Origin of the sequence: Rhodoferax sp., assembly GCF_028715765.1 — a bacterium.
In the GTDB taxonomy this organism is placed as follows: domain Bacteria; phylum Pseudomonadota; class Gammaproteobacteria; order Burkholderiales; family Burkholderiaceae_C; genus Rhodoferax.
The window spans coordinates 10,745-31,376 of record NZ_JAQURE010000026.1 but is presented as its reverse complement, the minus strand read 5'-3'; the positions used below and the strand labels follow the sequence as shown (position 1 = coordinate 31,376).

Genomic DNA, 20,632 nt, shown 5'->3' with positions numbered 1-20,632 from the left:
CCAGCAAAGCTTTTTCAAGCAATTAGGAGCGCTCAAGCTCAATGTCCAGGCCCAAAGAACGAATTTCTTTGACCAGCACGTTGAACGATTCAGGCATACCCGCCTCAATAGAGTGCTCGCCTTTGACGATGCTCTCATAGACTTTGGTTCGGCCTTGCACGTCATCCGACTTGACCGTAAGCATTTCCTGCAGCGTGTACGACGCGCCATAAGCCTCCAGTGCCCAAACTTCCATTTCACCGAAGCGTTGACCACCAAACTGGGCTTTACCACCCAAAGGTTGCTGCGTGACCAAGCTGTAGGGGCCGGTGGAGCGCGCGTGCATTTTGTCATCCACCAAATGGTGCAGTTTCAGGTAATGCATGTAGCCCACTGTGACTGGACGCTCAAAGCGATCCCCGGTGCGGCCATCGTACAAATACGCTTGGGTGCGAGTGGGCGTCAAACCCTTAGCTGCTGCAATGTCAGCTGGGTAGGCCAACTTCAGCATGGCACGAATTTCATCTTCGGAGGCACCATCAAACACGGGGGTAGCGAAAGGCATGCCCGAGGTCAAATTCTGTGACATTTCAATCAGCTGCTCATCGCTGAGCTGTGACAAGTCTTCTTTGCGACCCGTGGCGTTGTACACCTCGTCAAGGAAAGTGCGCAATTCCGCCACGCGGCTCTCGTGTTGCAGCATGTCTCCAATGCGCTGACCGATGCCCTTGCCAGCCCAACCCAAGTGGACTTCCAGCACCTGCCCGACGTTCATCCGGGACGGCACACCCAAGGGGTTCAACACAATGTCACAAGGTGTGCCATCGGCCATGTGCGGCATGTCTTCCATGGGCACAATTTTGGACACCACACCCTTGTTCCCGTGGCGGCCAGCCATTTTGTCACCGGGTTGCAGATGGCGTTTGACGGCCACATACACCTTCACCATCTTCAACACGCCTGCTGGCAAATCATCACCTTGGGTGAGTTTCTTGCGTTTTTCTTCAAAGGCGAGGTCAAAACTATGGCGGGTTTGCTCCAATGAGTTTTTGATGCTTTCGAGTTGAGCAGACACCTCATCTTCTGCTGGGCGAACATCAAACCAATGGAACTTCTCAACCGAAGCCAAATAGGCTTTGTCAATCTTGCTGCCCTTGGCTAATTTTTGCGGTCCGCCATTGGCGACACGGCCCACCAGAAGTTTTTCAATCCGGTCAAATGCATCAGCTTCCACAATGCGCAATTGATCGTTCAAATCCAGACGGAAACGTTTGAGTTCGTCGTCAATGATTTGCTGAGCACGGCGGTCACGCTGAATGCCTTCACGGGTGAACACTTGCACGTCAATCACCGTGCCTTGTGAGCCTTGGTCGACGCGCAACGACGTGTCTTTCACATCGCTGGCTTTTTCGCCGAAGATGGCACGCAGCAGTTTTTCTTCAGGGGTCAATGTGGTTTCACCCTTGGGAGTGACTTTGCCCACCAAGGTGTCGCCTGGTTGCACTTCAGCGCCCACATAAATGATGCCTGACTCGTCCAAACGGTTGAGTTGTTGCTCGCTCAAGTTGGGAATGTCGCGGGTGATTTCTTCAGCACCGAGCTTGGTATCACGCGCCATCACCACCAGTTCTTCAATGTGGATGGAGGTGTAGCGATCTTCAGCCACCACGCGTTCGCTGATCAAAATCGAGTCTTCGAAGTTATAGCCGTTCCAAGTCATGAAGCCAATCAGCATGTTTTGACCCAACGCCAACTCACCCAAGTCTGTCGAGGCGCCATCGGCAATCACATCACCTTTGGCCAAGTGGTCACCTTTTTTGACCACTGGGCGCTGATGAATGTTGGTGTTTTGGTTGGAACGCTGGTACTTGATGAGGTTGTAGATGTCCACACCCACCTCACCGGCCAGGGCTTCGCTGTCATTGACACGAATCACCACGCGGCTGGCATCCACATAATCAACCACCCCACCACGGGTAGCCACGACCACCGTGCCGGAGTCCACAGCTGCCACGCGCTCAATGCCCGTGCCAACCATTGGCTTTTCAGGTCGCAAGATCGGCACAGCTTGACGCGACATGTTGGCCCCCATCAAGGCGCGGTTGGCGTCATCGTGCTCCAAAAAAGGCACCAGCGAGGCGGCCACTGACACGATCTGGGCGGGTGACACATCCATGTATTGAATGCGATCAGACGTCACCATCACGGTTTCACCTGCTTCACGGGCAGAAATCAGTTCACCGGTCAACAGGCCATTTTTGTCCAAAGCTGCATTGGCTTGGGCGATGACGTATTTACCTTCTTCAATGGCAGAGAGGTAATCAATGTCCATGGTCACCTTGCCATCAACCACGCGGCGGTAAGGCGTTTCAATAAAGCCGTAGTCATTCAACCGTGCATACAACGCCAATGAGTTGATCAAGCCAATGTTGGGACCTTCCGGTGTTTCAATGGGGCAAACGCGACCGTAGTGGGTCACGTGCACGTCACGCACTTCAAAGCCAGCACGTTCACGCGTCAAACCACCCGGGCCCAGGGCAGATACGCGACGTTTGTGCGTGATCTCAGACAAGGGGTTGGTCTGGTCCATGAATTGCGACAACTGCGACGCACCAAAAAACTCTTTGAGTGCTGCAGATATGGGCTTGCTGTTGATCAAGTCATGTGGCATCAAAGGCTCTTGCTCAGCCTGCCCCAGACGCTCTTTCACTGCTTTTTCAATGCGCGCCAATCCCATGCGGTACTGGTTTTCGGCCAGTTCACCGACACAGCGCACACGGCGATTGCCCAAGTGGTCAATGTCATCCACCTGACCATGACCATTGCGTAAATCAACCAGGATTTTGACCACAGCCAAAATATCCTCGTTGGACAACACCATCAAACCAGTGGACTCTGGCCGTCCCATCTTGGCGTTGAATTTCATCCGACCCACACGCGACAAGTCATAGGTGTCAGGGTTGTAGAACAGGCGCTGGAACAAGGCTTGAACTGCGTCTTCTGTGGGGGGTTCACCTGGGCGCATCATGCGGTAAATGGCCACACGTGCAGCAAACTCATCTACCGTTTCATCAGTACGCAATGTTTGTGAAATGTAGGCACCTTGATCCAACTCATTGGTGTAGATGCACGCCAACTCCTGCACACCCGAAGTGCGCAGTTTTTTCATCAGCACATCGGTCAACTCCTCGTTGGCTTTGGCCAAAATTTCACCAGTGTCAGCATCCACCACATTGCGCGCCACCACGCGACCAATCAAAAAGTCTTCTGGCACCGAGATGTGCGTTGTGCCCGATTGCTCCAATTCACGAGTATGACGTGCTGTGACGCGCTTTTCTTTAGCCACCACCACTTTGCCGCTCTTGTCGGTGATGTCAAAACGTGCCACCTCGCCACGCAGACGCTCAGCCACAAACTCCATTTGCGCACCACTGTCCATCAAACGGAAGTTGTCATTGACAAAGAAATTGGCCAGGATGGACTCGTTGTTCAAACCAATGGCTTTGAGCAAAATGGTCACTGGCATTTTGCGGCGACGGTCAACCCGGAAATACAAAATGTCCTTGGGGTCAAACTCAAAATCGAGCCATGAGCCACGGTAGGGGATGATCCGTGCTGAAAACAGCAACTTGCCAGAGCTGTGGGTTTTACCCTTGTCGTGTTCAAAAAACACACCAGGTGAACGATGCAACTGGCTCACGATCACGCGCTCGGTGCCGTTGATCACAAATGAGCCTTTGTCAGTCATGAGCGGCACTTCACCCATGTACACCTCTTGCTCTTTGACCTCTTTGACCACCTTGTTTTGGGTGGTTGATGATTCACGGTCATAAATGATCAGTTGCACTTTGGCACGCACCGCAGATGCAAATGTCAACCCGCGGGTTTGGCATTCACGCACGTCAAATGCGGGTTTAGCCAAGTTGTACTCAAGGTACTTCATCTCCACAAAACCATTGTGTGAAACGATGGGGAAAGCAGCGTCAAAAGCGGCTTGCAAACCTTCATCGGTGCGTTTTTTGGGCGCAACTTCGGCCTGAAGAAATGCTGTGTAAGCATCCTTTTGCATTTGCAACAGGTAAGGAATCTCCAGCACGCTGTCGCGCGTACCAAAGTTTTTACGAATCCGCTTGCGTTCGGTGTATGTGTAGGCCATGAGATCTCCGGGCAACTTGAGGAACTTGGGAAGTCCTGGGCGACTTAAATTCTTGGTGATTGGCCACTACCAATCATTGGCGGACGGCTGCACATTGCATGCAACCCGAACCAAGGCATCTTCTTCTGTCGGGGTCAGAAGACACTGAAAAAGGGTCAACAACTCTTTTTCAGTGCGCTCTGTATAAACACGAAAGGCTGGAGGCCTTTGACAGCACTCCAGCCCATCAAACAACTCAATTACTTGAGTTCAGCCTTGGCACCGGCTTCAACCAGTTTCTTCAATGCGGCTTCACCATCAGCCTTGGACACGCCTTCTTTGACGTTCTTCGGTGCGCCATCAACCATGTCTTTGGCTTCTTTCAAGCCCAAGCCAGTGATTTCACGCACGGCTTTGATGACTGATACTTTTTGTGCGCCAGCTTCAAGCAACACCACGTTGAATTCGGTTTTTTCTTCAACCACAGCAGCTGCTGCACCACCGCCAGCAGCAGGAGCCGACATGGCTGCTGCGCTCACGCCAAATTTCTCTTCGATGGCTTTCACCAGGTCGTTGAGTTCCATGACCGTCATGCTGTCGAGCGCGGTCAAAAATGCGTCTTTATCAAATGACATTTTCAGTTCCTACAGTTGATTGGGAACAGATCTTCGCAACGCTTAGAACCGTTCCACAAGTTTTCAAGATATTTACGTATTGCTGCAAGCGATCAAGCTGCAACTGCTTCGGCAGAAACTTCTGCACCAGCGCCTTTTTTCTCTGCAATCGCTGCCAACACGCGGGCTGTACGCGAAATTGGAGACTGCATCAAGCCCAACAATTGAGCCAGCAGCACTTCCTTGGTAGGAATGCTTGCCAATTGTTTAACGCCCTCGACATCCAAAACTTTTCCGCCGTATGCACCGGCACGAATAACCAACTTGGCATTGGTTTTCGCAAACTCGGCCACCACTTTGGCAGCAGCCACAGCATCTTCAGAAAAGCCGTAGATCAACGGACCTGTCATCTGGTCAGACACCACCTCAAAGCCTGTTCCTGCCACAGCACGGCGAGCCAAGGTGTTTTTCAACACACTCAGGTTCACGCCATTGCTGCGAGCATTCGAGCGCAATTTGGTCATGTCAGCGACCGTGATGCCGCGGTATTCCGCAATCACGAGCGTTTGAGCTTTAGCGGCGAGGCCAGTCACATCATTGATGACCGCTTCTTTCTCACTGCGATTTAAACTCAAGGTCTACTCCTTCAAAAAGTGTTCGTTTGTCGCAATCTCTTGCCACATGGAACACGCCACATTGCAGCGACCAACTGTTTAGGAATTTTCAAATTCTTTGCCAGTGGGATCGCCATCTGCGTTGGCGATGAGATTAAGTGCTTGGCAATCACCTTGCACACCAACGGTCTTGGATGACCTGAAGGTACAAAATACCTTCAGCCCACCACTCCCAGAAGTCATTTCAGACCGCTGGGATTGTTGCAAACTGATCGGGTTAAACCGTCACTGTTTGCAAATCAACGCGCACGCCCACACCCATGGTGCTAGACACTGCGGCTTTGCGCAAATACAAGCCCTTGCTGGTTGCAGGTTTGGCTTTAGCCAATGCATCTACCAGCGCTGCCAAGTTACCTTGCAACTTGTCATTGTCAAAAGAACGACGGCCAATGGTTGAATGAACAATCCCTGCTTTGTCCACACGGAACTGAACTTGACCCGCCTTGGCGTTGCGCACCGCGCCTGCCACATCAGGGGTCACTGTGCCGACCTTGGGGTTTGGCATCAAACCACGTGGGCCAAGAATCTGACCCAAAGTACCCACTACGCGCATGGCGTCTGGTGCCGCAATCACCACATCAAATGGCATATTGCCAGCTTTGACCATGGCGGCAAGCTCATCCATACCCACGATGTCAGCGCCGGCTGCTTTGGCTTCTTCGGCCTTGGCACCTTGCGCAAAAACGGCCACGCGTTTGGTTTTGCCCGTGCCATTTGGCAACACGACAGCACCACGAACCACTTGGTCAGATTTCTTTGCATCCACACCCAGTTGAATCGCCACATCAATGGATTCATCAAACTTGGCATTGGCAAATTCTTTGACCAACCCCAAAGCATCTGCAACGGCGTACAACTTGCCGCTGTCAACCTTGCCTTGTTGAGCTTTTTGTTTTTTAGTCAAGCGCGCCATTTACACACCCTCCACATTCACGCCCATGGAACGGGCAGAGCCAGCGATGGTGCGCACGGCTGCGTCCATGTCGGCAGCGGTCAAATCTTTCATCTTGGTTTTTGCAATTTCTTCAAGCTGTGCGCGTGTGATCTTGCCAACCTTGGTCTTCAGCGGATTGGCTGAACCCTTGTCGATCTTGACGGCCTTCTTGATCAAAATCGAAGAAGGTGGTGATTTGATGACAAACGTGAAGCTCTTGTCTGCAAATGCAGTGATCACCACTGGCAAAGGCAACCCGGGCTCAATGCCTTGAGTTTGGGCGTTGAATGCCTTGCAGAACTCCATGATGTTCAAACCGCGTTGACCCAAAGCTGGACCAATCGGTGGGGATGGGTTGGCCTTACCAGCTGGCACTTGCAGCTTGACAAAACCGACGATTTTTTTCGCCATATTTAACTCCTAGCGGGTGTAAACGCTTTTGTGTGCTTTTTCACACATCAGCTCCCCGTTGTTAACGACTCACTTTGATGTTTGCACCGAGTCGGAAAATGCAAACCGAAAACAGGAGGTCTTCGATCAAAAAAACCCACCTATTAAGAAATCAGGTTAAGTCTTCTCAACTTGAGAAAACTCTAGTTCAACCGGTGTTGATCGACCAAAAATGGTCACAGCCACGCGAACTTTGCTCTTTTCGTAGTTCACTTCTTCAACAGAACCGTTGAAATCAGCAAACGGGCCTTCTTTGACACGAACCATTTCACCCACCACAAATTCAACCTTGTGACGTGGCTTATCTGTGCCTTCCTGCATCTGACTGACGATTTTTTGTACTTCAGATTCAGAAATGGGTGAGGGGCGGGTTTTCCCACCACCCACGAAACCTGTCACCTTGTTGGTGTGCTTGACCAAGTGCCAGGTCTCATCATCCATCACCATTTCAACCAGTACGTAACCTGGGAAAAACTTGCGCTCGGTGGTTTTCTTTTGGCCATTCTTGACCTCAACCACTTCTTCCATGGGCACCAAGATACGACCAAACTTACTTTGCATTCCGGCGCGGTTGATGCGCTCAAGAATGTTGCGCTCTACGGCTTTCTCCATGCCGGAATAAGCATGCACCACATACCAACGCAAATCAGGATGACTTGCAGGCGCAGCCAAGGTCTGGGCAGCTGTCAACGGCACGTCGATTTCAGGCAAAGTTGTTTCGGTCATTATTTTCTCCAGCCCAAGATCAAGTCGTAAAACACCCATTCAAGCGTCTTGTCGGTCAACCACAAAAAGAGCGCCATGATCAACACAAAACCAAACACATAAGCCGTCATCTGAACGGCTTCTTTACGGGCTGGCCAAACAACCTTTTTGATTTCTTTCACAGAATCTTGGCCAAAAGCCAACAAAGCTTTGCCAGATTCAGATGTCAAAAAAACAAAAGTTGCCACGCCCAAGCCAGCTATCAACCCCAGCCATTGAAACAGCGACCCTTTTTGGGCCAATGCGTAATAAGCAACCAGAGACAAAATAACCAGTCCTGCCGCCCCAAATAACTTGGCCTTGTCTGCAGTCGTATTGACAGTTTCTACTTGAGTGGTGGCCATGATTTGATTTACTCGACGGATGTCGAAAAGATATCCTGTGAATGGAATGCGTTTTTCAGACGCACAAGCCCACTATTTTCATAGTGGGCTTTGAATTGGTTTGCCAGCGTTGCCGGTGGCAGGGGCAGTAGGAATCGAACCTACAACCTTCGGTTTTGGAGACCGACGCTCTGCCAATTGAGCTATGCCCCTTTGATCATCTTGCGCACATTTGCGCAAGCACACTTACTTTAGGCAATCACCTTAGCCACCACACCCGCGCCAACGGTACGACCACCTTCGCGAATAGCGAAGCGCAGGCCTTCTTCCATGGCGATTGGGGCAATCAACTTCACTGTGATCGACACGTTGTCACCAGGCATGACCATTTCTTTGCCTTCTGGCAACTCGATGGCACCGGTCACGTCCGTGGTACGGAAGTAGAACTGAGGACGGTAGTTGTTGAAGAAGGGGGTGTGACGGCCACCTTCGTCTTTGGACAACACATAGATTTCGCCCGTGAAGTGGGTGTGCGGTTTGATTGAGCCGGGTTTGCACAGCACTTGACCACGTTGCACGTCTTCGCGTTTGGTGCCGCGCAGCAAGATACCGACGTTGTCGCCTGCTTGACCTTGGTCGAGCAGTTTGCGGAACATTTCGACACCGGTGCAAGTGGTTTTTTGGGTGTCATGGATGCCCACGATTTCGATTTCTTCGCCGACTTTGATGATGCCGCGTTCAACCCGGCCTGTGACCACGGTGCCACGACCAGAGATCGAGAACACGTCTTCAACGGGCATCAGGAATGCGCCGTCAACGGCACGTTCTGGCAGGGGGATGTAGCTGTCCAAGGCGTCAGCGAGCTTCATGATGGATCCTTCGCCGAGTTCGCCTTTGTCGCCTTCCATGGCGAGTTTGGCTGATCCGTGGATGATGGGGGTGTCGTCGCCAGGGAAGTCGTATTTATCCAGGAGTTCGCGCACTTCCATTTCAACGAGTTCAAGCAGTTCAGCGTCATCCACCATGTCGCATTTGTTCAGGTAGACGATGATGTAAGGCACGCCGACCTGACGAGCCAACAGGATGTGCTCACGGGTTTGAGGCATGGGGCCGTCAGCTGCAGAGCAAACCAGGATGGCGCCGTCCATTTGGGCTGCGCCGGTGATCATGTTTTTGACGTAGTCAGCGTGGCCGGGGCAGTCGACGTGGGCGTAGTGGCGGTTGGCCGTTTCGTATTCGACGTGGGCGGTGTTGATGGTGATGCCGCGGGCTTTTTCTTCGGGCGCTGCGTCAATTTGGTCATAGGCCTTGGCCGAGCCACCAAACTTGGCTGCCAGCACGGTGGTGATGGCGGCTGTCAGGGTGGTTTTACCATGGTCAACGTGACCGATGGTGCCCACGTTCACGTGGGGCTTGGTTCGTGTGAATTTCTCTTTTCCCATTTTCAGACTCCGAGAATTAAAAGACGGTCAAATAAAAAAGGCCATCAACCCGCAAAAAAACCAAGCTGACACCCAACACTTCAATGGTGCCCATTCCGGGAATCGGACCCGGGACCTCTCCCTTACCAAGGGAGTGCTCTGCCACTGAGCCAAATGGGCAATATTTCATGAATGCAACCCTGGAGCGGGAGACGGGAATCGAACCCGCGTCATTAGCTTGGAAGGCTAGGGTTCTACCATTGAACTACTCCCGCCTCGAAGCTGAACCGGTCAACCTGTTAGCGCCCTACGCTTCGCCGCAGCGTCACATTCAACAAATCATTGGTGGAGAGGGCTGGATTCGAACCAGCGTACTCGTAAGAGGGCAGATTTACAGTCTGCTGCCATTAACCACTCGGCCACCTCTCCACGGTGAACCACGGATTATGCCATCAAGTTTGAATGTAGTCTTGTGGAATCTGGGATTTTTTTACGGCTTGTCTGAAAAATGGGTTTCTCTCCAAGCCTTGGCTTGAGAAAAATGACCGCAACCCAAAAATGGCACCGGTGGACGAAGCGCCGAAAGAGGCGACGGGTGGTTGGCGCACAGCACCAGATGCCGCGTGGCATCAATCAAACCACGCTTACTTTGGGCGTGGTTACCCCACAGCATGAACACCACGGGTGATGCAGCATCAGACACCGCCTGAATGACGGCATCGGTCAGCACCTCCCAGCCCTTTCCCGCATGGCTGGCAGGCTGGCCTTCCTCAACCGTCAAACACGTATTGAGCAGCAGCACCCCATGGCGCGCCCAGCGCTCCAAGCTGCCACCCGGCTGAGGAAACGCAGGCGGTGGCTCTCCCAAATCGCGCTGCAACTCTTTGAAAATATTGCGCAACGAGGGCGGCACAGCCACCCCCGGCGGCACTGAAAACGCCAACCCTTGCGCTTGCCCACGCCCGTGGTAAGGGTCTTGCCCCAAAATCACCACGCGCACCGACGCCAGCGGCGTGAGCGCCAAGGCGTGCAGGGGCTGCGGCGGAAACACCACTGCGCCGGCTTGCAAGCGTTGTTGTAAAAAAGTCAACAAACGGCGCCCGGCCTCAGACGCAAAGAACGTCGACACCACGGGCTGCCAGTCAGCCGCCACGGGCCACTGCGCAGGCTCTGCAGATGGCAGTTGCGTGATGACAGCGGCGGCGCTGGGCAAGTCAGACGGCATCACTTCGGCTTTTTAAGCAAACAAAGCAGCCAGCGCCTCACCTGGCTCTTTGGCACGCATGAAGGCTTCACCCACCAAAAACGCATTCACGCCTGCGGCGGCCATGCGCAGCACATCGTCGCGGGTGTGAATGCCGCTTTCGCACACCAGCAGCCGATCTGCGGGCAGCAGGTGCCTCAGAGCCAGCGTGGTGTCAAGCGAAACCTCAAAGGTTTTCAAATTGCGGTTGTTCACACCCACCAGCGGCGTTTTGAGTTTGAGCGCACGTTCAAGCTCCGGCGCGTCATGCACCTCCACCAGCACCGCCATGTCCAGACTGCGCGCGATCTGCTCAAAATCTTTCATCTGGGCATCATCCAGGCAGGCGGCAATCAACAGCACAGCGTCAGCCCCCATGGCGCGTGACTCGTAAATTTGGTAGGCATCGACCATGAAATCTTTGCGCAACACCGGCAATTGGCACGAAGCGCGAGCCTGCTTGAGGTAGTCCACACTGCCTTGGAAAAAGGGCTGGTCGGTCAACACGGACAAACACGCCGCACCATGTTCGGCATAACTTTGGGCAATATCGGCGGCAAAAAAGTCGGCACGCAGCACGCCTTTGGACGGGCTGGCTTTTTTCACTTCGGCAATCACCGCCGCCTGACCCGCTGCAATTTTGCTGCGCATGGCAGCGACAAAATCACGCGTCAAGACTCGGCTTTCAGCCTCAAACCGCATGTCTGCCAAGGGCTTGCGCGCCACAGCGGCGGCCACTTCCTGGCGCTTGACGGCCACAATTTTGTTCAAAATATCAGTCATGTTGGGGGCTTTCGGGAACAGGGTTGGACGCGTTGGCGGTGCTGGGCGGGGTGGCTGCGGCGGTTTCGCTGTTTTTCAACACCTTCACAAACACACGCTTCATCACCACCCCCACCAAGATAAAAAACACAGAAATGCCAATGGCCAACCAGGCGCCATCGGTGTCTAGAAGCTTCATCATGCGGCGCTGCCCAAACGGTGCGCCAGCGTGACCAGGCTGTCGAGTTTGGCTTTGGCGGCACCAGATTCAATCGCTGCGCGCGCTTGGTCTATGCCAGCTTTCATCGAATCCACCACATTGGCTGCGTACAACGCCACACCGGCGTTGAGCAGCACAATTTCTTTGGCCGGACCGGCTACGTTGTTGAGCACATCCAGCAGCATGGTGCGGGATTGCTCTGGCGTTTCGACCTTGAAGGCGCGGTTGCTGGCCATGGCCAGGCCAAAGTCTTCGGGGTGGATCTCATACTCTGTGACCTTGCCGTCTTTGAGCTCGCCCACCAGTGTGGCCGCGCCCAGACTCACCTCATCCATGCCGTCTTTGCCATACACCACCACCGCATGGTTGGTGCCCAGGCGCTCCAGGGCGCGCACCTGGATACCGACCAGGTCGGGGTGAAACACGCCCATCAAAATATTCGGCGCACCGGCTGGGTTGGTCAGCGGGCCGAGCAGATTGAAGATGGTTTTGACTCCCATCTCGCGGCGAACTGGTGCCACATTTTTCATGGCCGGATGGTGGTTGGGTGCGAACATAAAGCCCACACCCACCTCGGCAATGCACTGGGCAATGGCCTCGGGTTTGAGGTTGATATTGACCCCCAGCGACTCCATCACGTCGGCGCTGCCACTCTTGCTTGACACACTGCGGCCACCGTGTTTGCTGACCTTGGCCCCGGCGGCGGCGGCCACAAACATGGCGCAGGTGGAAATGTTGAAGGTGTGCGAGCCGTCGCCGCCGGTGCCCACAATGTCCACCAAATGCGCTTTGTCGGCCACCAGGACTTTGGTGGAGACCTCGCGCATCACCTGTGCGGCGGCGGTGATTTCGCCAATGGTTTCCTTTTTGACGCGCAAGCCGGTGATGAACGCCGCCAGCATCACCGGGCTCCACTCGCCCGCCATGATTTGCCGCATGATGTGCAGCATTTCGTCATGAAAAATCTCGCGGTGTTCAATGGTGCGCAGCAGCGCTTCTTGCGGGGTGATGGTGATGGCGTGGGTCATGATGCTCCTTCAATCAAAAAATCGGCCGTTCCGGGCACTGCAAAGGGTGGTGTTATGGGGCGGGATTGTCGGTCATGGCCAGTTTCAGCCCGAAGCCGATGAACATCACCCCCGCAACACGCTCCAGCCAATGCATGCCGCGCTGTACCAGGCTCAGGCGGCGCGCCGCCCAGCCCCCGAGCGCGGCGTAAGCAAAATTGATGGGCAAGGCATTGAGGTTAAACAACACGCCCAGGAGCACAAAGCTCAGCGTCTTATGGGGCGCATCGGGGGCAATGAACTGCGGCACAAACGCCAGAAAAAACAGCGCCACCTTGGGGTTAAGCACATTCGTCCAGAACCCCTTGAAAAATACGCTTTTTTGGCTTGTAACCCCCGTGGTTATTGCGTGAGCAGCTATTGAATGCATTGCACTCGAAGGTTTGGAGAACACCAGTTGCAAGCCGACATAAAGCAGATAAAGCGCCCCCACCCACTTCAACACGGTAAAGGCTGTGGCAGACGTGGCCAACAACGCACTGATGCCCAGCGCCGCCGCAAAAATGTGCACAAAACAACCGGCAGTGATGCCCAACGCCGCCACCAGCCCGGCGCGCACGCCGTGGCGCAACGCGCTGCTGACAATGAACAACACGTCAGGACCCGGGGTCAAGTTGAGCAACCAGCCAGCCGCGATGAACAGCAACAGTTGCGGGGTATCAGGCACAGTGCAAGGCCTCTGAGGGTCAGTAAACGCCTGCGCCCACTGCGCCAACGCTGGCTGCACCCGGCTCGGACTCGGCAAAAAAGCGCCGAATACTGCTGAGCGCGTGGTCAATGCCCGCCGCGTCCACATCCAGATGCGTCACAAAGCGCAGTCCAATCAAGCCAGTGGCCAGCACGCCTTGCGCTTTCAAGAAGTCCAGCAAGGCCGGCCCCCGGCCATCGGCCACATCGACAAACACAATGTTGGTGGCGGCTGAACGCACCGTCAGCCCGGCGATGCCAGCCAACCCGGTGGCCAGACGTTGCGCGTTGGCGTGGTCTTGCGCCAGCCGCAGCACATGGTGATCCAGCGCGTAACTGGCCGCAGCGGCCAACAGACCCGCTTGGCGCATACCGCCACCGGCCATCTTGCGGATGCGCCGGGCGCGCTCAATCAGCTCACTTGAGCCGCACAGCGCCGAGCCCACGGGCGCGCCCAGCCCCTTGCTGAAGCACACCGACACACTGTCAAATAGGCTGGTGATGCAGCGCAGCTCACGCACAACAGATTCAAAATCAATAGCTGATTGCACTTGATTTACAAGGTCTAGAGGCTTATTTTGCTTATTTTTTTCTGCCACTTGCAGCGCTTGATCCACCGCTGCATTGAACAGCCGTGCACCGTCCAGATGGCAGGCCAAGCCCTTGTCGCGCGCCAGCTGCGTGGCCTGCGCCAGATAGGCCATGGGCATGCGCTGGCCGTTCCAGGTGTTTTCCAGGCACAGCAGCCGGGTGCGGGCAAAGTGCACGTCGTCAGGCTTGATGGCAGCAGCTAGTTCGGCCAGCGCCATTTGGCCAGCTGCGTCCTGCGCCAGCGGTTGCGGCACCACGCTGCCCAACACCGCAGCGCCACCGCCCTCGTAGCGGTAGGTGTGCGCCAGCTGGCCGACGATGTATTCGTCACCCCGACCGCAGTGCGCCAAGATGCCGCACAGGTTGCTTTGCGTGCCCGAGGGCATGAACAGCGCCGCTTCTTTGCCGGTGATGGCGGCAATGCGCGCTTGCAGCGCGTTGACGCTGGGGTCGTCGCCAAACACATCGTCACCCACCGGGGCGGCAGCCATCACGGCGCGCATGGCAGCAGTGGGCTGGGTCACGGTGTCGCTGCGCAAGTCAACTGGTTTGATTGGATTTTTATGCATGTTTTTGGCCTCTAGCGCTTATGAATATTGCGTGGGTAGCTCTTTATTTGATACCAATCAACAACCAGAACCAGTCCATTCGTTCAGCCCTTTGATGAAGCTGCGTTTGGCTGCAAACGTGGCTTTCAGCTCTGTAAGGTACTGCGCAAATGACGCGGATTCGTGCAAGCCCGCCAGCAACTGCTGCACATGGCGCAGCCAGCTCAGCGCCCGGGCATAGGCGGCGGCGTTGCCCTCTGCCACGATGTCGGCAATGATTTGGCGGTACAGCACCACCGCCTCGCGCGTTCGGGTGGGCTCCAGCGCTTGTGCCAGCGTCAGCCGGGTGTTGGCATCGATGGCGCCACGGTGAATGGCGTCCCAAGCGGTATCCAGATCGCCCTCCCAAATAGCAATCTCGACGCGGTTTGACACATCTGGCAGCTTGCGCCCACCTTCAGGCGCAACGCCGTCTGTGCCTGTGCCTGTGCCTGTGCCTGTGCCTGTGCCTGTGCCTGTGCCTGTGCCGGCGTTGGCGTGGTTGTGCGTGTGCTGCGCCAGCCAGTTCAGTGCCCGCGTGCGCTGGGCAGGCCACTGCCCCAGTGGCTCTGCCATGCTGTGCAGGGCTTGGTAGGCAACCAGGCCGGGGCGTTCTTCAAACTGCAACCAGGTCAGTTGCAACGCCTCGGCCGGGCGGTTTTGCGCCACATACCTGGCCGCCACAAAGTTGCGCAGGCGGTTGTCGGGGCGATCCGGGTCATGTTGCAGACCCAGCTCGGCCCACTTCAGGGCATCGTCCGGGCGCTGAGCTGCGAGCAAAGCCTCGGCCAGTTTCAAATGGTCATAAGCGCAGGTGAGTTGGGTGGATTTGACGGCCACAAAGCCGTCAATGTCACCACGGACCAGCGCCGCGTCTTCTAGCACGCGCTGCCATTTTTTGCGCGGGTATGGCGAGCCGCGTTCGTCAAGCGCGGGCGTGCTTTCCCATTGGGCTTGCGCCAGCGCCTGGTAGGCCTGCAGGCCAGCAGCCCCCAACACCTGGCTGTAGCGGGAGGCGCTGAAACTGCACAAGCCAAAAGGCAAGGTGGCTTCAAGCTGACACAGCGCTTGAGCCAAGGCCACGGGGTCGGGCTGGGCGGCTTGGCAGGCTTGCAGGTGCAGCTCACCCAGGCGCTGCACCACATCGCCCACGCGGCCGCTGGAATCATCTACAAATTGCAGCGCGTTTTCGATGCAGTCCACGGCATGAAGCGCCAGCTCGGCCACTGCCAACGCCTGGCCACTGCGCAACATGCCTGCCAAGGTATCGGCAATGACATCAAGCGCTTTGGCAAAACGCCGCCCTGCCCCCCAGTCGATTGAGCCGTCAACGGTGGTGACATCGTCAATAAGTTGGCGCACGTCGTCAACTTGGCTGCGCTGCTTGCCCGCTGGGGCGTGGCTGCGTAAGGTTTGCGCCAGCGCCACGTCGCGTTTGGCCACGTCCAGCAACAGCGCCACCAGCGCCTCATGCGGCTGCTGGGTGAGCCAGGTTTTGCACTGCGGCGGCAGCGGGGAGGGTTTTTTGGTCATGCAACAGGTTTTTGAAAAAAGATATGTTTTAGGCCTATAGACCTTATTTAATAAGCGCAAGCAGCTATTTATTAAATAGCATTAAATAGCATTCAAGCGCCAAAAAACTGGCACAGGCTCAAGCAGGCACGGCCAGCGCGGCCGCGCGCGGCTTCAAGAAGTTGCCCAGCATGGCGTGGCCGTGTTCGGTCAAGATGCTCTCGGGGTGAAACTGCACGCCTTCAATGTCCAGGTGGGTGTGTTTGATGCCCATGATTTCGCCGTCGTCCGTCCAGGCGGTAACTTTCAGGCAGGGCGGGCAAGTGGCGCGCTCAATGGACAGCGAGTGGTAGCGGTTGACGGTGAAGTGGGCTGGCAAATCGGCAAACACGCCCTCTTGGGTGGTGGTAATGACCGAGGTTTTGCCGTGCATGAGCTGCTGTGCGCGAATGATGGTGCCACCAAACGCTGCGCCAATGGCCTGATGCCCCAGGCACACGCCCAGGATGGGCAGCTTGCCAGCAAAGTGCGCGATGGCCGCGACCGAAATGCCAGCCTCGGCGGGTGAACACGGCCCCGGCGAGACCACCAGCCGGTCCAGCTGCCCGGCGTGCAGCAGGGCGTCGATGTCGGCCACGGTGATTTCGTCGTTGCGCGCCACCGTCACATCAGCGCCTAGCTCGCCCAGGTATTGGACGATGTTGTAGGTAAAGCTGTCGTAGTTGTCGATCATCAAAAGTTTCATGGCGTTCACTCACACAAAGTTCATTTAAAAGGCACTTAGAGACGCAGAAATCACAAACATCCTATTTCTGGCAACACTCACCATAAACGGAATTTTTGCAATTTATGCATCCCTTATTTTCATCAAAGCGGCTTGCTGCAAGGCATCGAGCAGCTTGAGCAACTGGTCTTTCTGCGCCAGCAATTGCGTGCTGACGGTGGCCGCACCAGCTGCATCGCCGGCCGCGTGCAGGCGCAAGACCTCACTACCGAGCGCGTGAATTTGCTGGTGCACCGGTGCAATGGCCTGAAATTGCGGCAAGTCACCATAACGCTGGCGCCCATGACCGTCGTACCACTGGCCAAAACGGCACTGGTGCGGGTCAGTCAGTTGCGCCTGCGGCATGCCCAGCGACAAGCCCTGCGCGGCCAACACCACGCGCTTGACCCAAGCCAGATGGTCGTGTTGCGCCACCAGCAAAGGTAAATCGCTGAGCTCCCATTTCACATCTGCCCACAAGCACCATTGCGGGTCAGACACAAACGCACAGGCCCAGTCAAACACCTGCTCGGCCGGCATCGGGCGGGCAATGCCGTAGCCTTGCACCACGTCGCAGCCCAGGCGCAGCAGCAGCACGCCCTGGTCTTGGGTCTCAACGCCTTCGGCAATCACGCTGAGTTTGAACAGCGTGGCAATGTGGATGATGGACTCGACCAAGGCGCGGTCATCGGCATCGTCGAGCATGTCGCGCACAAAGCTTTGGTCAATTTTGAGGGTCTGCACCGGGATGCGCTTGAGGTAGCTCAGTGACGAGTAGCCGGTGCCAAAGTCGTCCAGCGAAAAATCAATGCCAAGGGCGCGGCAGTTGGCAATCAGGGCGTTCATGGCACCCATGTCGCCTAACGCCACCGACTCCAATATTTCAAATTCAAGCAGGCTTGGCGACACCTGCGGGTGGCAAGCCAGCAAAATTTGCAGGCGCGGCAAAAAGTCTTCTTGCTGAAAATGCCGCGCTGAAATGTTGACACTGACTGGCCACACCTGCCCTTGCTGCTGCCACACCGCAAGCTGCTTGAGGGCTTGCTCGATGACCCACTCCCCAATGGCCACAATCACATCAGACTGCTCCACCAAAGGCAAAAATGACAGCGGCGGGATCATGCCGTCTTGCGGGTGCTGCCAGCGCAACAAGGCCTCAAACCCGACCACCTTGCCGCTGCGCAAATTCACCTTGGGCTGGTAATACAGCCGCAACTCGTTACCGGTGATGGCTTGGCGAACGCGCTCGAGTGTTTGCTGGACAGATTCTTGCTGGATGTCTTGCAGCACATCAAAGCGGTGGTAGCGGTTGCGCCCGGTTTGCTTGGCCACATACATGGCCTGGTCAGCGTGGCGCAGCAGCGTGTCGGGGTCTGAACTGTCAGCCGGGTACACGGTCAGCCCCAAGCTGCCGGTGATGGCAATGGCGTGCCCCTGCAACTCAAAGGGTTCGGCCAGGGTTTGCAAAATGCGCGCCAGCAAGCCCGTCAAATCCGCGTCATCGGCCAGGTCTTCCAGCAAAATCACAAATTCATCACCACCCAGGCGCGTCAGGGTGTCCACGGCGCGCAGCTCCTGGTTCAGGCGGGCGGTCAAGGCCACCAGCAGCATGTCGCCGACGGCGTGACCATAGGTGTCGTTGACCGGCTTGAACTTGTCCAGGTCAAGCAGGCACACCGCCAATTGGCTGCCGTCGCGCCTGGATTTTTCAAGCGCCCGCTCAAAGCGGTCGGCCAGCAGCACACGGTTGGGCAGGCCGGTGAGCGCGTCATGCCCCGCTTGCCATTGCAAGCGCTCTTGCACCTGTTCACGCTCAGACACATCACGCAGCACCAGCACACAACCCAATAACTGTCCACGCTCGAAAAATATGGGGGTGGCCAACGTTTCCACCGACACCAAGCCGCCTTGCTGCGTGACCAGCACGGTATGCGCCCCAGACTGCGCTGCCACGCCTGAGTGCATCACCCGGGTCACGGGGTTGATCAACCGGTCTTGCGTGGCACCGTCTTTGAACACCAGAAAATCAGTCACCGACTGGCCCCGCACTTGGCTCAACGGCCAGCCGGTCAGGCCAATCGCAGCTTCGTTCATGAAGCTCACCAAGCCTTGCGCGTCGGTGGTGATGACGGCATCACCAATAGAGGCCAGTGTGACCTGCGCCAGCTCTTTTTCAGCTTGCAGGGCTTCTTTCAGGTCTTGTTCTTTGCGCTGCTGCGCGGCCAATGCGTCCAGCATGGCGTTGAAGGCCCGCGCTAATTGGCTCACTTCGTCTGTGCTGTTGACCCAGGCGCGCACTTGCGCCCGACCGGCACTGACATCACCCGCCACTTTGGCCAAAGCTGTCAAGCGCCGCGTCAGGCGGTTGGCCAGCAACCAAGCCAGCAGCACGCCCACCCCAATGGCTAACAAGGTGTAGAGCAGGCCGCTTTGCGTGATGGCAGCCAACTTGGTGGCCGTTGCGCTTTGCGACACGCCCACGCGCACCCAGCCAATGCGGTCTTGCTGCACCAGCACAGGCACCACCACATCGGCCAGCGCCTCGCTGCGCAACAGCAGCTGGGGTTGCGGGTCAACCGTTTGGCCAAAGCGGTCAAAATCTGCCAGAAACTGGCCGCGTAACGACGCCTGCCCATGCGCGACCACCTTGCCATTGGGCAGCAGTACCATGACATGGGTGACACCAGAGTAGGCACCGATGGCCCGGGTCAGCTCTTGCAGCCCGGCAAAATCTGAGGAAAGCAAAGGCGTGGCAGCGATCAGGCTGAGGTTTTGCGCCAGACTGATGGCTTGGCTGGTTTGGCTCTCTATCAAAAAATCGCGCTGGCGCAACGACAAGTCGTAAACAAACAAACTCATCATCACCGCGTGCACCAGCGCCACGCCCCAGATCAGCTGGCGGCGCACGGTGCCGGCCAGCCAGTGGGGCAAGCGCGAGGGACTGTCGGTCATTTTTGCTTTTTCACCAGTTGGTTAAATTCGGCCAAAAAGTCGCTGACAACCTTGAAGTCGGCGTCGCTGGCACTGTCAAAGCGCGTGGTGTCGATGTTCTTCAAAAGCTGCTGGCCCTGGGCCGAATCTTGCAGTGTGGTGAGCAGCCGTTGGACTTGCGCCACCACGTCTGGGGCCACATCGTTGCGCGCAATGATGGCGTTTTGAATCAGGGCGGGCGTTTGCCAGAGCACTTTCAGCTCGGCCGCTTCTACCGGGTTGGACCGCTCAAAAGCCTGCCAAGCCACCGGCCAGGTGGCACTGATGTCACTTTGGCGCAAGTAGGCGTTCATGATGGACGAGTTGTGTGTGCCAACGTATTTGTTGGTGATGTCGGTGGCCACGTTGATGCCATTTTTTTGCAAATAAAGCTGCGGCATCATGGCGGCAGCCAAGGCCGTGGGGGCGGGATAAGCCACCACTTTGCCACGCAGGTCGGCCGGTATTTTGATGGGACTGTCTTTGCGCACAATGAACACGCCACGAAACAACTCGTCGTTGCCCATTTTGGCAATCACGTGGTAGCCCCAGGCGCTGGCAAGCGCAGCATGGTAGGGGTTGGGCAGCGAAAAGTGTGACTTGCCCGCACGCAGCTTGCGCTCGTAGTCGGCATAGTCGTTAGAGGTTTCCAGGTCAAACGCTGTGCCGGGCAACTGAGTTTCCAGGTAAGCCATGAGGGGCTCAAATTTTTGATGCAACAGCTGTGGGTTTTGCAACGGGTGCACAGCAAAAATATAGTGCTTTGCCGGGTCTATCAGAGCAGACTTGCTGGTGTATTGCGGTGTAGGCAAAGTCTCTTCACGGCTGCAGCCCGCCAAGGCGGCCAGTGCCAGCAACCCCAAGACCAACCAATGTGCGCGCAGCATTGCCAATGGCGCTTGAGAGTGCTTGGTTAAATCAAACATGGCTTTGTC

At 56.1% G+C, this 20,632-nt stretch carries 18 protein-coding genes and 4 tRNA genes; all 22 read right to left on the bottom strand.

Translation table 11 applies throughout. The annotated features are described in order from the left end of the window. Positions 1-22 precede the first annotated feature (22 nt). Positions 23-4,135: a DNA-directed RNA polymerase subunit beta gene (gene rpoB, locus PHT20_RS10420; RefSeq protein ID WP_301020477.1), complete on the bottom strand. Its 4,113-nt coding sequence runs from the start codon at positions 4,133-4,135 to the stop codon at positions 23-25. A 239-nt stretch (positions 4,136-4,374) separates the two neighbouring features. Next, a complete protein-coding gene (gene rplL / locus PHT20_RS10415) occupies positions 4,375-4,749 on the bottom strand; it encodes a 50S ribosomal protein L7/L12 (RefSeq protein ID WP_300087150.1) in 375 nt (124 codons plus the stop codon). 92 nt (positions 4,750-4,841) lie between these two features. Beyond that, positions 4,842-5,363, bottom strand: a complete 522-nt coding sequence (gene rplJ, locus PHT20_RS10410) for a 50S ribosomal protein L10 (protein WP_300087147.1) — start codon at positions 5,361-5,363, stop codon at positions 4,842-4,844. Positions 5,364-5,619: 256 nt separating this feature from the next. Next, a complete protein-coding gene (gene rplA / locus PHT20_RS10405) occupies positions 5,620-6,315 on the bottom strand; it encodes a 50S ribosomal protein L1 (protein WP_300087143.1) in 696 nt (231 codons plus the stop codon). Further along, entirely contained in the window at positions 6,316-6,747 is a 432-nt protein-coding gene (rplK, locus tag PHT20_RS10400; protein ID WP_300087140.1) for a 50S ribosomal protein L11, read from the bottom strand. It abuts the gene before it with no gap. Between the two features lie 156 nt (positions 6,748-6,903). After that, positions 6,904-7,512 carry a transcription termination/antitermination protein NusG gene (nusG, locus tag PHT20_RS10395; RefSeq protein WP_300087136.1) on the bottom strand — a complete coding sequence of 203 codons (609 nt, stop codon included), beginning with the start codon at positions 7,510-7,512 and terminating at the stop codon, positions 6,904-6,906. Next, positions 7,512-7,895 (bottom strand): preprotein translocase subunit SecE, encoded by a 384-nt coding sequence (secE, locus tag PHT20_RS10390; protein ID WP_300087133.1) that lies wholly within the window; start codon positions 7,893-7,895, stop codon positions 7,512-7,514. The genes nusG and secE overlap by 1 nt, the downstream gene beginning before the upstream one ends. A 116-nt stretch (positions 7,896-8,011) precedes the next feature. Next, a tRNA-Trp gene (locus PHT20_RS10385) sits at positions 8,012-8,087 on the bottom strand. Positions 8,088-8,125: 38 nt separating this feature from the next. Further along, positions 8,126-9,316 (bottom strand): elongation factor Tu, encoded by a 1,191-nt coding sequence (gene tuf, locus PHT20_RS10380; RefSeq protein WP_223907624.1) that lies wholly within the window; start codon positions 9,314-9,316, stop codon positions 8,126-8,128. Between the two features lie 84 nt (positions 9,317-9,400). Further along, positions 9,401-9,475: transfer RNA gene (locus PHT20_RS10375), tRNA-Thr, on the bottom strand. A gap of 21 nt (positions 9,476-9,496) precedes the next feature. Next, positions 9,497-9,570 (bottom strand) — tRNA-Gly (locus tag PHT20_RS10370). Positions 9,571-9,638: 68 nt separating this feature from the next. Continuing rightward, positions 9,639-9,724: transfer RNA gene (locus tag PHT20_RS10365), tRNA-Tyr, on the bottom strand. A gap of 61 nt (positions 9,725-9,785) precedes the next feature. Continuing rightward, complete coding sequence (locus PHT20_RS10360; protein WP_300088678.1) at positions 9,786-10,520, bottom strand: uracil-DNA glycosylase; 735 nt, start codon at positions 10,518-10,520, stop codon at positions 9,786-9,788. A gap of 12 nt (positions 10,521-10,532) precedes the next feature. Beyond that, complete coding sequence (gene trpC, locus PHT20_RS10355; RefSeq protein ID WP_300088676.1) at positions 10,533-11,321, bottom strand: indole-3-glycerol phosphate synthase TrpC; 789 nt, start codon at positions 11,319-11,321, stop codon at positions 10,533-10,535. Next, positions 11,314-11,502: a hypothetical protein gene (locus PHT20_RS10350; protein WP_300088675.1), complete on the bottom strand. Its 189-nt coding sequence runs from the start codon at positions 11,500-11,502 to the stop codon at positions 11,314-11,316. The genes trpC and PHT20_RS10350 overlap by 8 nt, the downstream gene beginning before the upstream one ends. Then, positions 11,499-12,548, bottom strand: coding sequence for an anthranilate phosphoribosyltransferase (gene trpD / locus PHT20_RS10345; RefSeq protein WP_301020476.1), 1,050 nt, complete (start codon positions 12,546-12,548; stop codon positions 11,499-11,501). The genes PHT20_RS10350 and trpD overlap by 4 nt, the downstream gene beginning before the upstream one ends. A 52-nt stretch (positions 12,549-12,600) precedes the next feature. Continuing rightward, a complete protein-coding gene (locus PHT20_RS10340) occupies positions 12,601-13,254 on the bottom strand; it encodes a LysE family translocator (RefSeq protein WP_301020475.1) in 654 nt (217 codons plus the stop codon). A 19-nt stretch (positions 13,255-13,273) separates the two neighbouring features. Next, positions 13,274-14,434, bottom strand: a complete 1,161-nt coding sequence (locus tag PHT20_RS10335; RefSeq protein ID WP_301020474.1) for a GntG family PLP-dependent aldolase — start codon at positions 14,432-14,434, stop codon at positions 13,274-13,276. 57 nt (positions 14,435-14,491) lie between these two features. Continuing rightward, positions 14,492-15,985: a DUF6880 family protein gene (locus PHT20_RS10330; RefSeq protein ID WP_301020473.1), complete on the bottom strand. Its 1,494-nt coding sequence runs from the start codon at positions 15,983-15,985 to the stop codon at positions 14,492-14,494. A 118-nt stretch (positions 15,986-16,103) separates the two neighbouring features. Next, the gene (locus tag PHT20_RS10325) at positions 16,104-16,709 is read right to left on the bottom strand and encodes an aminodeoxychorismate/anthranilate synthase component II (protein ID WP_300088335.1); all 606 of its coding nucleotides are present in this window, start codon (positions 16,707-16,709) and stop codon (positions 16,104-16,106) included. A gap of 102 nt (positions 16,710-16,811) precedes the next feature. After that, a complete protein-coding gene (locus PHT20_RS10320) occupies positions 16,812-19,679 on the bottom strand; it encodes an EAL domain-containing protein (protein ID WP_301020472.1) in 2,868 nt (955 codons plus the stop codon). Then, positions 19,676-20,623 (bottom strand): phosphate/phosphite/phosphonate ABC transporter substrate-binding protein, encoded by a 948-nt coding sequence (locus PHT20_RS10315; protein WP_301020471.1) that lies wholly within the window; start codon positions 20,621-20,623, stop codon positions 19,676-19,678. The genes PHT20_RS10320 and PHT20_RS10315 overlap by 4 nt, the downstream gene beginning before the upstream one ends. Positions 20,624-20,632: the final 9 nt, after the last annotated feature.

Bases quoted from the DNA above. Each gene is read 5' to 3' on its own strand.
- PHT20_RS10320 (WP_301020472.1), bottom strand. From the start codon at position 19,679: ATGACCGACAGTCCCTCGCGCTTGCCCCACTGGCTGGCCGGCACCGTG.
- rpoB (WP_301020477.1), bottom strand. From the start codon at position 4,135: ATGGCCTACACATACACCGAACGCAAGCGGATTCGTAAAAACTTTGGT.
- PHT20_RS10325 (WP_300088335.1), bottom strand. From the start codon at position 16,709: ATGAAACTTTTGATGATCGACAACTACGACAGCTTTACCTACAACATC.
- PHT20_RS10360 (WP_300088678.1), bottom strand. From the start codon at position 10,520: ATGCCGTCTGACTTGCCCAGCGCCGCCGCTGTCATCACGCAACTGCCA.
- trpC (WP_300088676.1), bottom strand. From the start codon at position 11,321: ATGACTGATATTTTGAACAAAATTGTGGCCGTCAAGCGCCAGGAAGTG.
- nusG (WP_300087136.1), bottom strand. From the start codon at position 7,512: ATGACCGAAACAACTTTGCCTGAAATCGACGTGCCGTTGACAGCTGCC.
- rplL (WP_300087150.1), bottom strand. From the start codon at position 4,749: ATGTCATTTGATAAAGACGCATTTTTGACCGCGCTCGACAGCATGACG.
- PHT20_RS10350 (WP_300088675.1), bottom strand. From the start codon at position 11,502: ATGATGAAGCTTCTAGACACCGATGGCGCCTGGTTGGCCATTGGCATT.
- trpD (WP_301020476.1), bottom strand. From the start codon at position 12,548: ATGACCCACGCCATCACCATCACCCCGCAAGAAGCGCTGCTGCGCACC.
- PHT20_RS10335 (WP_301020474.1), bottom strand. From the start codon at position 14,434: ATGCATAAAAATCCAATCAAACCAGTTGACTTGCGCAGCGACACCGTG.
- PHT20_RS10330 (WP_301020473.1), bottom strand. From the start codon at position 15,985: ATGACCAAAAAACCCTCCCCGCTGCCGCCGCAGTGCAAAACCTGGCTC.
- rplK (WP_300087140.1), bottom strand. From the start codon at position 6,747: ATGGCGAAAAAAATCGTCGGTTTTGTCAAGCTGCAAGTGCCAGCTGGT.
- rplA (WP_300087143.1), bottom strand. From the start codon at position 6,315: ATGGCGCGCTTGACTAAAAAACAAAAAGCTCAACAAGGCAAGGTTGAC.
- tuf (WP_223907624.1), bottom strand. From the start codon at position 9,316: ATGGGAAAAGAGAAATTCACACGAACCAAGCCCCACGTGAACGTGGGC.
- secE (WP_300087133.1), bottom strand. From the start codon at position 7,895: ATGGCCACCACTCAAGTAGAAACTGTCAATACGACTGCAGACAAGGCC.
- PHT20_RS10315 (WP_301020471.1), bottom strand. From the start codon at position 20,623: ATGTTTGATTTAACCAAGCACTCTCAAGCGCCATTGGCAATGCTGCGC.